At 74.3% G+C, this 13,845-nt stretch carries 11 protein-coding genes; 5 read left to right on the top strand and 6 right to left on the bottom strand.

Annotated features, from left to right (window positions below; all coding sequences use genetic code 11):
* Positions 1-45: 45 nt before the first annotated feature.
* Positions 46-939, bottom strand: a complete 894-nt coding sequence (locus ACWIX7_RS17795; RefSeq protein WP_448617755.1) for a TauD/TfdA dioxygenase family protein — start codon at positions 937-939, stop codon at positions 46-48.
* 135 nt (positions 940-1,074) lie between these two features.
* On the opposite strand from ACWIX7_RS17795, the gene ACWIX7_RS17790 reads away from it, so the two are divergent.
* The 4 genes from ACWIX7_RS17790 (at position 1,075) to ACWIX7_RS17775 (ending at position 5,436) form a co-directional block, all read left to right on the top strand.
* On the top strand, positions 1,075-1,647 hold the full coding sequence (locus tag ACWIX7_RS17790; RefSeq protein ID WP_448617754.1) for a DUF6920 family protein: 573 nt from the start codon (positions 1,075-1,077) through the stop codon (positions 1,645-1,647).
* Between the two features lie 515 nt (positions 1,648-2,162).
* Positions 2,163-2,642, top strand: coding sequence for a DUF6010 family protein (locus ACWIX7_RS17785; protein WP_448617753.1), 480 nt, complete (start codon positions 2,163-2,165; stop codon positions 2,640-2,642).
* Between the two features lie 282 nt (positions 2,643-2,924).
* Positions 2,925-4,592 (top strand): MFS transporter, encoded by a 1,668-nt coding sequence (locus ACWIX7_RS17780; RefSeq protein ID WP_448617752.1) that lies wholly within the window; start codon positions 2,925-2,927, stop codon positions 4,590-4,592.
* A 124-nt stretch (positions 4,593-4,716) separates the two neighbouring features.
* The gene (locus tag ACWIX7_RS17775) at positions 4,717-5,436 is read left to right on the top strand and encodes a formylglycine-generating enzyme family protein (protein WP_448617751.1); all 720 of its coding nucleotides are present in this window, start codon (positions 4,717-4,719) and stop codon (positions 5,434-5,436) included.
* 46 nt (positions 5,437-5,482) lie between these two features.
* Here ACWIX7_RS17775 and ACWIX7_RS17770 read toward each other — a convergent pair whose 3' ends face one another.
* The 5 genes from ACWIX7_RS17770 to ACWIX7_RS17750 all read right to left on the bottom strand — a co-directional run bounded on the left by ACWIX7_RS17770 (position 5,483) and on the right by ACWIX7_RS17750 (position 10,883).
* Entirely contained in the window at positions 5,483-6,145 is a 663-nt protein-coding gene (locus ACWIX7_RS17770; protein ID WP_448617750.1) for a GNAT family N-acetyltransferase, read from the bottom strand.
* A 109-nt stretch (positions 6,146-6,254) separates the two neighbouring features.
* Positions 6,255-9,479 carry a heavy metal translocating P-type ATPase gene (locus ACWIX7_RS17765; RefSeq protein WP_448617749.1) on the bottom strand — a complete coding sequence of 1,075 codons (3,225 nt, stop codon included), beginning with the start codon at positions 9,477-9,479 and terminating at the stop codon, positions 6,255-6,257.
* Positions 9,480-9,568: 89 nt separating this feature from the next.
* Positions 9,569-10,069, bottom strand: coding sequence for an N-acetyltransferase family protein (locus tag ACWIX7_RS17760; RefSeq protein WP_448617748.1), 501 nt, complete (start codon positions 10,067-10,069; stop codon positions 9,569-9,571).
* Between the two features lie 95 nt (positions 10,070-10,164).
* Positions 10,165-10,620 (bottom strand): hypothetical protein, encoded by a 456-nt coding sequence (locus tag ACWIX7_RS17755; protein ID WP_448617747.1) that lies wholly within the window; start codon positions 10,618-10,620, stop codon positions 10,165-10,167.
* A gap of 29 nt (positions 10,621-10,649) precedes the next feature.
* Positions 10,650-10,883, bottom strand: coding sequence for a heavy-metal-associated domain-containing protein (locus tag ACWIX7_RS17750; RefSeq protein WP_448617746.1), 234 nt, complete (start codon positions 10,881-10,883; stop codon positions 10,650-10,652).
* A 201-nt stretch (positions 10,884-11,084) separates the two neighbouring features.
* Here ACWIX7_RS17750 and ACWIX7_RS17745 point away from each other — a divergent pair, with 201 nt between their 5' ends.
* Positions 11,085-13,799, top strand: coding sequence for an ATP-binding protein (locus tag ACWIX7_RS17745; RefSeq protein ID WP_448617745.1), 2,715 nt, complete (start codon positions 11,085-11,087; stop codon positions 13,797-13,799).
* The last annotated feature ends 46 nt before the right edge of the window (positions 13,800-13,845 follow it).

The following is a 13,845-nucleotide window of genomic DNA, read 5'->3' as shown; positions in this document are numbered from 1 at the left end:
GCCGTGCGGTCAGTTCTCGGGGACGAGCGTCGTGCAAGTGCGCGGTCAGGCGCCAGTCGGACCGATCGGCTGGTCCCCCCGGAGCGTGATGCGGTGCATGACGCGTCGCTGGTCGCCGTAGTCGCGGTTGGCGTAGTGCACCGTCGAGCGGTTGTCCCACATGACGACGTCGCCGACCGACCAGCGGTGCCGGACGATGTGCTCCGGCTTGGTGATGTGCGCGTAGAACAGGTCGAGCAGGTACCGGCTCTCCGCGTCGGAGACGTCCTTGATGTGCGACACGAAGCCGGGGTTGACGAACAGCCCCTTGCGGCCGGTCTCCGGGTGCACGCGCACCACCGGGTGCTCGATCGGGACGAGGGCGCGGAACTCCTCGCCCTCCCACTTGGTCCGTTCCTCGCGCTGGGCGAGGTAGTAACCGAACTCCCGCGTGCCGTCGTGCACCGCGACCAGCTGGTCGGCCAGGTGCCGGACCGGCTCGCTGAGCGACTGGTAGGCCAGCTCCAGGTCCGCCCACTGGGTGTCCCCGCCCGTGGGCGGCAGGACGACGGCCCGCAGGACCGACCCCAGTGGCGGACGGCGGACGAAGGTGACGTCGGTGTGCCAGACGTCGGCGAAGCCGCCCGTGGCGCTGTCGAGCGCGTAGATCTCCGGGTGCTGCTCGTCGACACCGGGGACCACCGGGTGCGACTCGGTGACCTCGCCCAGGCGGCGGCCCAGCGCGATCTGGCTGTCGGGGTGCAGGTCGTGCTGGCCGGCGAAGAACAGCACCTTGTACTCGGCGAGGGCGGCCCGGATGGCGCGGACCTGGTCGTCGGTGGCGCGGCTGAGGTCGACGCCGTGGACCCGGGCGCCGATGGACGGCTCGAGGCGCTGGATCTCGAGGAACCCGCGCTCGGCGGTGGCGGGCAGGGTCGTGGGGGCAACGAGCAGGGTCATGCGAGGGAACTCCGGTGGCGAGGGGGTGAACGGTGGCTCGGACGGCGTCAGGCCGGACAGAGCGCGCTCGCGCACCGCAGCAGGTCGACGTGCCGGCGCTCGACGAGCGCTAACCGCACAATCCCGACCGACTGCATGCGGATTACCGTAGCGGCTGTCCCCGTCCTCGTGTCAGAGGGGGTCCACATGTCCCTGCCAGCGGCCGGGTCGGTCAGAGCGACCACACGTGGCCGGAGGACCCCGGTGACCGGTCTCGACCGGCTCAGCTCCGGATCGGGCCAGGTGCACCGGCGGCTGGGTGGGCTGATCCCCGTCATGTCCGCCACCGGACCCGACGTCACCCGCAGCGCCGCCGGCCGCCTGGCCGGGGAGACGGCTCTGGGGCCGACGACCTCCCCCGCCACGACGTGGACACCCGGCTCCGACCAGGACCGGGTCGTCACCTGGGAAATCGGCGGACAGGATGGGAGCGCTGAACTCCACACCGGTCCGGAGGGACGGCTGCTCGGCGTGCTCATGCAGCGCTGGGGCGATCCCGACGGGGCACCGTTCGGGCGCTACCCGTTCGGTGTCGCCATCGAGGCCGAACAGACCTTCACCGGCCTGACCATCGGCTCGGTGCTCCACGCGGGCTGGTGGTGGGGCACGGACCGGCAGCCCGGAGGCGAGTTCTTCCGAGCCCAGATCACCGGGGCCACATCCCGGTGAACTCCACCGATCGCACGTAGCCGCCACCGGGAGGAGCACGTCGTCGGCCGCGAGGACGTCGGAGAGCTCCGCGGCGAGGTGCCGGGGTGAGGATGGTGACCGGACCGTCGCGGCGCCGTGGGCTCGAGCTGTGTCCCGGTCCGTCGGATCGATGGGCCTGCCCATGCCCACCGTCGACGCGTCGAGGCAGATCGTCAGCTCGTCGAGCGGGATGGGCGCGCCCTGGTCGCCGTACCCACCCCCATGCCGACGACGACTGGGGTTCCGCGCACTGCAGACGAGCAGCCTCTCCCGCCTGATCGGGGACCCGCGGGTACCGCTCGCGCCCTGGAACCACGGGCGACACGAACCGCGGTGGATGCGCCGGTCGTCGCCGCGTCCCGGGGCACGATGCGCGGGTTCGGTCGCCGGCCTGGCGATCCCACCGGTGCGGAGCAGGCCGTTGCGCTCGCAGAGTCGACGCATCCGACCGGCCCGGCCGGTCCCCGCTCTCGAACCGAAGGAGACCGAACGCCATGACCGGGCAGTGGCTCGTCAACGGTGTCTTCCAGGCCAGCACGCTGATCGTCGTCGTCTGGGCGCTGTCGCGCTGGGGCAGGGAGGTCGTCGGCCGCGCCCTGCTCGCCTTCCTGTTGTGCGGCGCGGCACTGACCTACGTCTACTTCGCCGCGGATGCCGGCGCAGGCAGCGGCTGGGTGGTCGCCGAGCTCACCGGTGTCGCTCTCTACGGGAGCCTGGGTCTGCGCGGCCTCCGCGGATCGCCGTTGTGGTTGGCCGCCGGGTGGGCGCTGCACCCGGTGTGGGACGTCGCGCTGCACCACTTCGGTCCGGGACACGCCCTCGCCCCCGACGCCTTCACGATCACGTGCTTCAGCTTCGACCTCCTCGTGGCGGCCTACATCACCGCGAACCACCGATACGGGCTGACCCGTCGGCGGGGTCGCGCGTCCTCCCCGGCCGTTCCCGATGCGGCTCCCGTACGTACCCAGGGGTGACGACGACGCCCGCGAGCGCATCCTCGCCGCCACCCAGCCTGAGCAGGTCCCTCCGTGACGCGGCCCCTGGCCCGGGTGCGGGACGGCCGGTGACGGCCGGGACGGTGGACACAGGCGACCGAGGCGGCGGCCGGGGCTCGGGCGCCGGGCCGGGCAGAGGCGGGATGCCTTCCCCGCAGGGAGGTGGTGGGGCACCCTCGTGGCGACCTGCCACCCACCGCGGCCGGGTTCGTACTCCCCGGCGGTCGAGGGAGGGCGACGTGCCCGGATGAACAGCACGGGATGAGCACCGTCGGCGGGCAGCGGCTCGTACTCACGGCGATGACGCTGGCCAACGCGATGATCCTGGTGGACCAGACCGCGATACCGCTGACCCTGCCCGACATGGCACGCGACCTCGGGGTCAGCTCGAGCCTGGTCCAGTGGGTCCTGACCGCGAGCCTGCTCCCCCTCGCCGGACTGCTGGTCCTGGGAGGCCGGCTCGGTGACCTGCTGGGCCGCCGGCGGGTGTTCGTCGTCGGCGCCACCGTCTTCGCCGGCGCCTCAGCGGTGGGCGGTCTGGCCCCGTCGTTCCTCGTCCTGCTGGGCGCCCGCGTGGCGCAGGGAGCCGGCGGTGCGCTGATGCTGCCGGCGACCGTTGCCATCGTCAGCGCAGCGTTCGCGCCCGAGCGGAGGGGGCGGGCGCTGGGGTCGATGGGCGGGACGGCCGCGGTGGCCGGCGCGTTCGGTCCGACGATCGGCGGCGCCCTGACCACGCTCAGCTGGCGGGCCGTGCTGTTGGTCAACGTCCCGCTGCTCGTCCTGACCCTGCTGTGCACCCTGCGCTCGGTGCCGGCCGACGCGCCCCGGTCCCGGCGGGCACGGGTCGACGGTCCGGGTGCGGCGCTGGTGTGCCTCGCGCTCGTCGGGCTGGTGTTCGGGCTGGCCCAGAGCTCGGTGTGGGGGTGGAGCTCCCCCGGCGTCCTGGTGCCGCTGGCGCTGTGCGCCCTCGCGGGGCTCCTGTTCGTGGTCCGGGAGGAGCGCACCGGCGAGCCGCTGATGAGCTTCGGCCTGCTGCGCCGCAGCTCCAACTACCTCGGCGCCACGCTCAGCCAGGGCCTCGCGGGGATGGCGGAGATGGGACTCGGCCTCATCTTCCCCCTCCTGCTGATCCTGAACCTCGGGATGCCGCCCGCCCTCGCCGGGCTCGCCCTGATCCCCACCACCGTGCCGATGGTCGTCATCGCCCCGCTGGTCGGCCGGTGGTACGACCGCACCGGTGGGCGGCCACCACTGGTGGCCGGGTTCTCCTGCCTGGCGGTGGCCGGGGTGCTGCTCGCACTCGCCGCGGGTCGCAACGACTACCGGTGGCTCCTGCCCGGACTCGTGGTCTACGGGATCGGTCTGGCGATCGTGCTCACCGCCAACGACCCGGTCAGCCTCGACACCGTCCCCGAAGCGGACCACGGGCAGGCCTCCGGCGTGTCCGCCACGGCGGAGCAGGGCGGAGGCGCGATCGGGATCGCCCTGCTGTACGCGGTGTTCCACCATGCGTACATCTCCGCCCTGCACGACCAGGTGGCCCGCCGCGGTCTCCCCGCGATCACCCGGGAGGATGGCGCCCGGCTGCGCGACGGCCTCCAAGCCGCCGAGCAGACGGGCCTGGACCCCGCCACCTTCGACGCACGGGTGTCCGAGTACCTGCTGGCCGCGCGCGCCGCGTCCGACTTCGGTTACACCGTGGTGTTCGTCGCCACCACCGTCATCGCACTCGTCGGGGTGGTGGCCTCGGCCTGGCTCGTGCGGAGCCCCTCGGCGGTGCCAGGCGCTCGTGCCGGGGCGGCGTCCGCCCCCGACCCGGCCCGCCCCGCGGGGCAGCAGCGTGCCGAGCCGAACCGGCAGGGCGGTCGCCCGGGTGGGACGCCGCACGCCGACCCGGCCGCCGATGGCCCGGCCGGGTCGGCGCCGTGAGGTTCGTCGAAGCCGACGACGCCCGCTTGCTGCAGCAGGTCGGCATCGGGATGACGCTCCCACCGGACCCCGCGTCCGCGCGGTCGATACCGTCGGCCCCGCTGACGGAACTGGAGGCGGTCGGGTGACACGTGCAGGGCCCGGTCCCGCCAGGCGCCGTGGACCAGCGCTGCTCCGAGCGGTCGTCGACGACCTGGTCGACATCCCGCCCGGGGAGATCGTCCTGCGGGACGAAGGCACGAGAACGAACTGGACAGTCGAGGTCGGCGCCTTCCGGTTGGCCCGCTGTCCGGTCACCCGCGAGCTCTACGTCGCCGCGCGAGGCGGGGCACCGGCCGGCGAGACGGAGCCACGGACACCGGTGACCGACGTCTCCTGGGAGGACGCCGTCCGGTTCTGCAACCTCCTGTCCGAGACGACGGGGCTCGCCCCCTGCTACTCGATGGGCGACGACCCCGACGCGCTGGACGTGGTGTGGGACCGGGACGCGGACGGGTTCCGCCTCCCGTCGGAGGCGGAGTGGGAGTACGCGTGCCGGGCCGGCAGCGCAGACGTCCGCTACGGGGAGTTGGACGACATCGCCTGGTACCGCGCCAACTCCAGGGGTTCCCCACACGAGGTCGGGACGAAGGCGCCGAATGCGTGGGGCCTCTTCGACACGATCGGCAACGTGTGGGAGTGGTGCTGGGACGTCTTCGATCCCGGCCTCTACGGGCCCTACCGCGTGTTCCGGGGCGGCGGTTGGCAGGACCACCCCCGAGCCTGCCGGGCGTCGTGCCGCCGCAAGAGCCACCCGACCTTCCGCATCGACGATCTGGGGTTCCGGCTCGCGAGGTCGCGGTGAGGCGGGCGGCCGGTGCAGAGCACGATGAGAGCGATCAGGGAGCCGTTCACCGGACCGGCCCCTCCGCGCTCCCCACCGTTTCGGCCGCGGTCGCCGCCGTCCCCGGGGTGGCCGTGCGGGGCGCGCGGCGCATCAGCCAGGTCCGCGGGCCATCACCGGGCAGGTCGACGACATCGGTCACCGTGAACCCGAGGCGTCGGTAGAAGCGCACGTTCGGCTCCGCACTGGTCTCCAGGTGCACCGGCAGCCCGTCCCGGTCTGCGCGCACGAGTCCGGGGGCCAGTGTCGCCGCACCGAGGCCCCGCCCCTGGCGGCGCTGCACGACGCCGAGGCTGGCCAGGGTCACGTGCGGCTCGTCGAGGCGGCGCCCGGCCAGCACCGCCTCGGCGTCAGCCGCGGCTGCCGCTCGGTCACCCGCCAGCTCGGCGGCCGCAGGGCCGACCCGCGCCCAGACGTCCCCGGGCACCGCGGTCCCGGGCAGCCAGACCGCGACGCCCACCAGTCCCTCCGCCGTCTCGCCGACGTCGACACGGCCGAAGGGCATGGCGACGGCGGAGAGGTAGAGGCGGTGCAGTGCCCCCAGCCGCTCGCCGTGGGCGTCGGCGTCGACCGTCCACCTGGTCCAGGGGTAGTCGGTGAAGGCGTCGACGAGCACTTCGACGGCGGCGGGGACGTCGTCGAGCACCGCCGGGCGCACGTGCAGTGTCATCCGTTCCTCGTTCGGTTCTCAGGGGCTTCCGCGGCCCGGTGGGGTCGGTCGTCGAGCACCCAGTCCCCGCATGTGAGTGCCCGCATGCGGGGACTGGTGATCGTCGGGCTCAGCCGGCCTGGACGGTGAACGGCACGGTGATCACACGTCCCTCGCCGAGGCGGAACTGGGCCCACACCTGGTACGTCCCGGCGGTCGGGAACTCGGCGTGGACGTCGAGCTCGGGGCCGAACGTCGTCCCGGGCAGGGCGAAGACCGGCCGCCCGCGGTCGTCGGTCACCTCGGCGTGCTCGTGGGCGAACGTCGTCCCATCGGCCCGCATGACCACGACGTGCCCGGCGGCGGCCAGGTAGGGCTGCAGGTCGTCGACCGGCCGACCGGTCGCCGCATCCGTGAACGTGAGGTCCAGGTCGCTGCGGCCGACCACGGCGTCCCCCTGCAGCTCGACCCGGACGCCGTCGACGACCACGGTGCGCGGGCCGGCGGTCAGGGTCACCGGCTGCGGTCCGGTGCCGGCCACGGTGACCACCTGCCGCTGGTGGACGTCGCTCATCTCACCCTGCCGTCGGAACTCGGTGTTGACGATGTACCGGCCCGCGGTGGGGAACGTGACCTCGACGGCGAGCTGCCCGGGCTCGCCGGTCGGCTCCGGGTGGACGTGGGTGAACGTACCCAGGTCCTCGCGGGTGGCGATGAGGTGCATCCACGCCTCGTGACTGCGGGTGAGGTCCTCGACCGGCTCGCCGGAGGCGGCGTCGACGACCGTGACGACGAGGCGCGTGGGCGCGCCGGGCCGGGTCTGCGCGGGGACGTCGAGCTGCACGTCGAGGCCTGCGTCGGCGGCGTCGGTGGGCGGCACCTCGGCGGTCATCATCTCACTCATCGCCGGGCGCATCGGCATGCCGGTGCCCTGCATCCAGGCGAGCGTGCCGTTCATGCCGCGCTCGGCGACGTCCATCCGGCTGACCGCGGTCAGCCCCGCGCCCAGGGCGAGGGCGACGACCGCGACCCCGGTCAGGTAGGCGTACTGGCCGATCCGTGTCCGCAGCGGCGGGTGCAGGATCTCGGCCACCGTGGCCGGGCGGCGGAACCGGCGCAGCCGCAGGGCGTTGGTGAGCACGCTGACCGAGCTCATCGCCATCGCCGCGGAGGCGAGAACCGGGTCGAGCAGCAGCCCGTTCCACCAGTACAGCGCGCCGGCGGCGACCGGGACGAGCAGCAGGTTGTAGCCGAAGGCCCACCCCAGGCCCTGCTTCATCGTCGTGACCGTGCGCCGGGACAGGGCGATCGCCGACACGATGCCGCGCAGGTCCCCGCCGACGAGGGTGATGTCGGAGGCGGCGATGGCGACGTCCGCGCCGGTGCCGATGGCGATGCCGACGTCGGCAGCCGACAGGGCGGCAGCGTCGTTGATGCCGTCACCGGCCATCGCGACGACGTGCCCCTGCTCCTGCAGGCAGCGGACCTGCGCTGCCTTGTCGGCGGGCAGGACCTCGGCGAGCACGTGCTCGATGCCGACCTGGTCGGCGATCGCGGTGGCGGTGGCGGCGTTGTCGCCGGTGAGCATCCACACCTGCAGTCCAAGCGCCTGCAGCTGGGCGACTGCCTCGGCGGACTCGGGCCTGACCGTGTCGGCGACCGACAGCACCGCGGCCGGCTGCCCGTCGATGGCGACGAACATCGGGGTCTGGCCCACTGCCGCGGCGGTGGCAGCGGTGCCGGCGAGCGCGGTGGTGTCCACGCTGCGGACGGTCATCAGGGCTGCGTTGCCGACCAGCACGTGCCGCTCGGCGACGACGGCGTCGATGCCGTGACCGGGGACGGCGTCGAAGGAGCGGAGCGCCGGCAGGCGCAGCCCCCGAGCGGCAGCGGCGGCCACGACGGCCTCGGCGACGGGGTGCTCGCTGCCGGTCTCGGCGGCGGCGACCAGCGCCAGCACGCCGTCCTCCGTCCAGCGACCGACCGTGGTCACCGAGGCGAGCGCCGGCCGGCCCCGTGTGATGGTGCCGGTCTTGTCCAGGACGACGGCGGTGACCCGGCGGGCGGTCTCCAAGGCGTCGCCGTTGCTGATGAGGATGCCCAGCTCGGCGGCCCGGCCGGTGCCGACCATGACCGCGGTCGGTGTGGCCAGGCCCAGCGCGCACGGGCACGCGATGATCAGTACGGCGATCGTGGTGGTGATCGCCATCGTCAGCCGGCCGGTGTCCGGGCCGAACGACGCCCACGCGGCGAAGGTGACCGCAGCCAGCAGCAGCACGATCGGGACGAACCAGGCCGAGACCCGATCGGCCAGCCGCTGCATCGGCACCTTCGCGCCCTGCGCGTCCTCGACCAGGCGGACGATCTGCGCCAGCGCGGTGTCCTCGCCGACCGCGGTGGCCCGCAGCACGACCGTGCCGGTGCGGTTGAGCGTCGCGCCGATGACCGGGTCCCCGACGGCCTTGTCGACCGGCAGGCTCTCGCCGGTCAGCATGCTCTCGTCGACCGCGGTGGCGCCGTCGGTGACGACGCCGTCGACCGGCACCTTCTCGCCGGGGCGCACCCGCACGAGGTCGCCGACGACGACCTGCTCGACCGGTACGTCGACCTCGGTGCTGTCGCGGAGCACCCGGGCCGTCTTCGGCGCCAGGCCCACCAGCGCGGTGATCGCCGCCGCGGTCTGCTTCTTGGCGCGGGCCTCCATCCACCGGCCGGCCAGGACCAGGGCGAGGATGACCAACGAGGTCTCGAAGTACACGTGCAACGGCAGCCCCCACCGCTCGGCCGCCGCGGGCCAGAGGGTGACGAAGGCGCTGTAGCCGTAGGCGACGCCGGTGCCCAGCGCCACCAGGGTGTTCATGTTGGTCGAGCGGTGCCGGGCCGCGGTCCAGGCGGCGCGGTAGACGTCCTTGCCGGCCCAGGACTGCACGACGGTGGCGACGACGAGGATCGCCGGCATCAGCCAGTCCATCGTGTCCAGGTACAGCGGCATGTACATGAGGACCATCAGCCCGAGCCCGACGGAGAGGGTGACCTGCCACTTCCACCTCAGCGCGGTGAGGTGCATGTCGCGGTTCTCCTCGGCGTCCCCCGCGCGGACCTCGGCGGCCGGCTGCGCCTCGCGTCGAGGGGTCGCGGTGTAGCCCGCGCGCGTGACCGCGGCGGTCAGCTCGTCGAGACCGACCTGCTGCGGATCGAAGCGGACGATGGCCACCTCGGTGGCCAGGTTGACCTCGGCGCCGGCCACGCCGTCGACGCGGCTGAGGGCCTTCTCCACCCGGCCGACGCACGACCCACAGGTCATGCCGCTGATCTCCAGCGTGCACACGGTGGGCGGCGGCGCGGTCGTCGTCATGGGAGCTCTCCTGTCGGATCGGGTGCTGGGGTCGGGTCGAGCCTCGGCGGCGGACGAGCCGCTCGGACCGGCGGGATCGCCGGGTCCGGTCAGGCCTGTGGGGCGGCGCAGGCGGCCGGGGTCCACGCGGCGAGCACCTTCGACCGCAGGGTCGCGCCGAGCCGGCGGTAGAAGCGCTGGGCGTCGACGTTGTCGACCTCCACACCCCACCGGATGAGCAGCTGCTCGGGCGCGGCGAGCCCGGCGAGGGCGGCCATGAGCTGTCCGCCGACGCCGGCGTCGCGGGAGCCGGACCGGACGTAGAGGTCGTCGAGGGCGAGGACGTCGCCGCCGGTCCACAGGTGCAGCTGCCGGACGGCGGAGACGTAGCCGACGGCCCCGCCTGCGTGCTCGGCGAGGAACACGAACACGTCGGGTCGGTCGAGCAGCTGTCGCCACCGCTCGTCGGTGACGTGCACGTGCGCGGCCTGGTCCTCGTGCGCAGCGATCTCGCGGACCATCGCGGCGACGGTCCCGGCATCCACCGGTGTGGCCCGCCGGATCGTGATCGCGGTGGACGCCGGGTGGTCGGTCGTGGGGGCGTCGGTCATCGGGGACTCCTCCAGGGACGGGTGGTGGCCGCGGCGGGAGTGGAGGTCCCGCTCCCGCCGCGGGAGTGCGTCACCGACGTGGTCGGCGCCCGGGGTCAGCAGTGGGCGTACTCGTGCGGGCGCAGCAGCATCGCCGCGGCCATCGCCGGGAGCATGAGGACGTGGCCCCACAGCATCAGGGCCCCCTCGTCGATGAGCCCGAACGCCAGCGGCACGAACAGCACCAGGAAGGGCACGTACATCGCCGCACCCATCTCGGCGATGGGCCGCCACCGGTGACCGCGGAACCTCATCCACGCGGACATGGCGACCGTCATGTCCGTCGCCATGATCAGTGCGCCCGTGTACGGGTCGTGCATCAGCTCGGTGGTGCCGGTGGCGTCGAGCACGAGGGTCCACACGGGGTGCAGAGCCACCATGCCGACGGCCATCGCCACGACCATCTCGAGGAAGTGCAGGACGAACTTCTTGGCGCTCAGCCGGTGCGTGGTGTGCGGCTGGGCGTCGGGGTGCGCGGAGGTCGCGCTCTGGGTGGGGGTTCCGCTGTGCACGGGATCTCCAGGGGACGTGGCGGTCGGGGTCAGGGGACGAGGGCGTAGCCGGCCTCGTCGACGGCGGCGCTGATGTCGGCGCGGTCGACGGGGCGCTCGGCGGTGACGGTCACGGTGCCCGTGTCCAGGTCGACGGCGACGGACTCGACGCCGCCGACTGCTGCGATCTCCTCGGTGACCGCGCGCCGGCAGTGGGCGCAGGTCATGCCGGTGACCGTGAAGGTGGTCGAGCCGACGAAGGTTCGGGGCGTGCTGGAGAGCATGGGAGCTCCTCGACGGGCGGGTGGCGGTGCGGTCGGGGACGAGAGTCGGCCCCGACACGGGTCCCTCTCACCGGGGAAATCGCCGGGATCCCCACCGGGATCGGCGTCAGGAGGGCCGGCGGCGCCGAGGTCGCTGTCGTCGGTGACCTCGCCGCGTCCGCTCTCCTGGACCTGCCCGATCCGGTCGGTACGGTCGAGCCCGTGCTCGCCGGACGGGACCCCGAACGCGCGGTGATCGCCGCCCTGCTCCATGCAGCCCGCAAGGGCAACGGCGGCGCGCTGGTCGTCCGCGGCGTGGCCGGCTCGGGCAAGTCGACGCTGCTGACCGACGCCCTCGACGCGGCCCCGGACATGACGGTGCTGCGCACCTCCGGCGTGGAGTCGGAGTCCCCGCTGGCCTTCGCCGCCCTCCAACGGCTGCTGTGGCCGCTCCGCAGCCGGCTGGAGGTGCTGCCGACGCCGCAGCGGATCGCACTGCGGGCCGCGATGGGTGAGGTCGAGGGTGAGGGCGACCGGTTCCTGGCGTTCCTCGGGACGCTGAGCCTGCTCGCCGACGCTGCCGAGGAGTCCCCGGTCCTCGCCGTGGTCGACGACGCGCACTGGCTCGACGACGCATCCGCGGCGGCGCTGCTGTTCGTGGCCCGCCGGCTGCAGGCCGAGCGGGTCGCGCTGCTGTTCGCTGCCCGGGACGGCGAGCCCTACGGCTTCGACGCGTCCGACCTGCCCGCCCTCGTCCTGGGTGGCGTCGCCGGGGACGCGGCCGACGCGCTGCTGTCGGCCCGGACCGGCGGGGAGATCGACCCAGCGGTGCGGGACCAGGTCGTGGTCGCCACGGGCGGCAACCCGCTGGCGCTGGTGGAGCTCGCCGGGGTGCTCACCGCGGACCAGCTGGCCGGTCGGAGACCGCTGCCGACACCGCTGCCGCTGACCGGCGGGGTGGAGCGGGGGTTCCTCGACCGCTACCGGCGGCTGGGCGAGCCGGCCCAGCGGTTGCTGCTCGTGGCCGCGGCCGACGACACCGGTCGGCTGACCGTCGTCCGCGACGCGGGCGACCGGCTGGGCGCCGGCGACGATGCTCTCGACGAGGTCGAGCGGGCCGGGCTGCTCCGAGCCGACGGAGGCACCGTCGTCCTCCACCACCCGCTGGTGCGCTCGGCGGTCTACCGGGCGGCGACCAGTGCGCAGCGCCGGGCCGCGCACCGTGCGCTGGCCGATGTCCTCCGTGCGGACGCCGACCGCAGGGCGTGGCACCTGGCCGCCGCCACCGACCGGCCCGACGACGAGGTCGTGGCCGCACTGGACGCCGTCGCCGAGCGCGCCGCAGCACGGGGCGGACACGAGGCCGCCGCGGCCGCCTGGGCCCGCGCCGCCGAGCTCACCGGCGGCGGTGAGGCCCGTGGCCGCCGGCTGTACCTGGCCGCGTCCTCGGCCTGGCAGGGCGCGCACCCGTCGAGGGCGGCGGCACTGGCCACGTCCGCTGCGGCCGACGTGAGGGACCCGCTGCTACGCGCTCAGCTGCTCACGCTGCAGGGGCAGATCGAGTGGAACACCCGCTCGCTCGACGACGGCTACGACCTCGTCCTGCAGGCCGCGCAGCTCGCCGCCGGCGCGGACGAGGCGATGGCGCAGCAGCTGGCGATGTTGGCGGCGTCCCTGGCCGCGTTCGGCGCACGATCGGCGCGCACCCTCGACCCGGCGGCGCTCGTGACCGCGCCCGGTGCCGATGCCCCGGCCCGGGTACGGGCCGCTTCCGTGCTGCTGCGTGGGTTCGTCGCCGCGGCCCGCCGGGACTGGGTGGCCGCTGCCGACTCCTTCCGGTGCGCGTTCACCCTCACCGACGCCGATCCCGTCGACGACCACGTGCTGCAGCCCAACCTGGGCGTCGCCGCGATGCTCGTCGGTGACGACGAGCGCGGGCTGCGCCTGCACGAGGAGCAGCTGACCGCCGCGCGCCGCGCCGGGGCGCTGACCATGGTGGAGCACGCCCTGACGCGCGGCGCCCAGGTCCAGATCGCGACCGGAGCCTGGGCGAAGGCCGCGGCTGCGGCCGCCGAGGCGCTACCCCTGGCCGCCAGCACCGGCCACGCCGGACTGACCGCGCTGCCGACCGCCGAGCTCGCCCTGGTCGCCGCCCTCCGCGGGGACGACGCCGCCGATCGGCACCTGGCCGAGGCGATGGCGATCCGGGAAGCACACGCAGTGGGGATCACCGACGTCATCGTCGTCGACCTGGTGCACTGGGCGCGGGGCCTGCGTGCGGCCGGGCGGCCGGCGACCGCGCTGCACCACCTGGCGCAGATGCGCGAGCCCGGCCTGTGCCGGATGGCGGCGATCGACCGCCTCGAGACCGCCGTCCGGGCCGGCCGCGCCGACCTCGCCCGAGCCTGGCTGGACGAGCTGGACGCGTTCGCCACCGGGACCGGCGCCCCGGCGGCGGTCGCCGCCGTCGAGCACGGCCGCGCGCTGCTCGCCGAGGGCAGCGACATCGAGGAACACCTCCGGCGGGCCCTGGAGGCGCACGAGACGTCACTGCGTCTGCCCGACCGGGCTCGCACCCACCTGGCCCTCGGTGAGCACCTGCGCCGCGCCCGCCGCCGGGTCGACGCCCGCGAGCACCTGCGGGCCGCCCTCGCGGTCTTCGACGACCTCGGGGCTGCGCCCTGGTCCGAACGCGCCGCGCAGGAGCTGCGCGCCTCGGGTGAGACGGCCCGCCGCCGCGATGTCGCCACTGCGACCGAGCTCACCCCACAGGAGCGGCAGGTCGCCGCGCTCGTCCGGCAGGGGCTGTCCAACCGGGACGCCGCCGCGCGGCTCTTCGTCAGCCCGCGCACGGTCGACTTCCACCTGCGCAACGTGTTCAGCAAGCTCGGCGTGACCTCGCGCGCCGAACTCGTCGCGCTCCCGCTCGACCTCTGACGCGGACTCCCCGCGGGCGTGGCACCCGAACCCGGCGGTTCTCCCG

This window comes from Geodermatophilus sp. URMC 65, from assembly GCF_053502545.1.
Note: the sequence above shows the minus strand (reverse complement) of the source record. Positions and strands in the feature narration are given on the sequence as shown.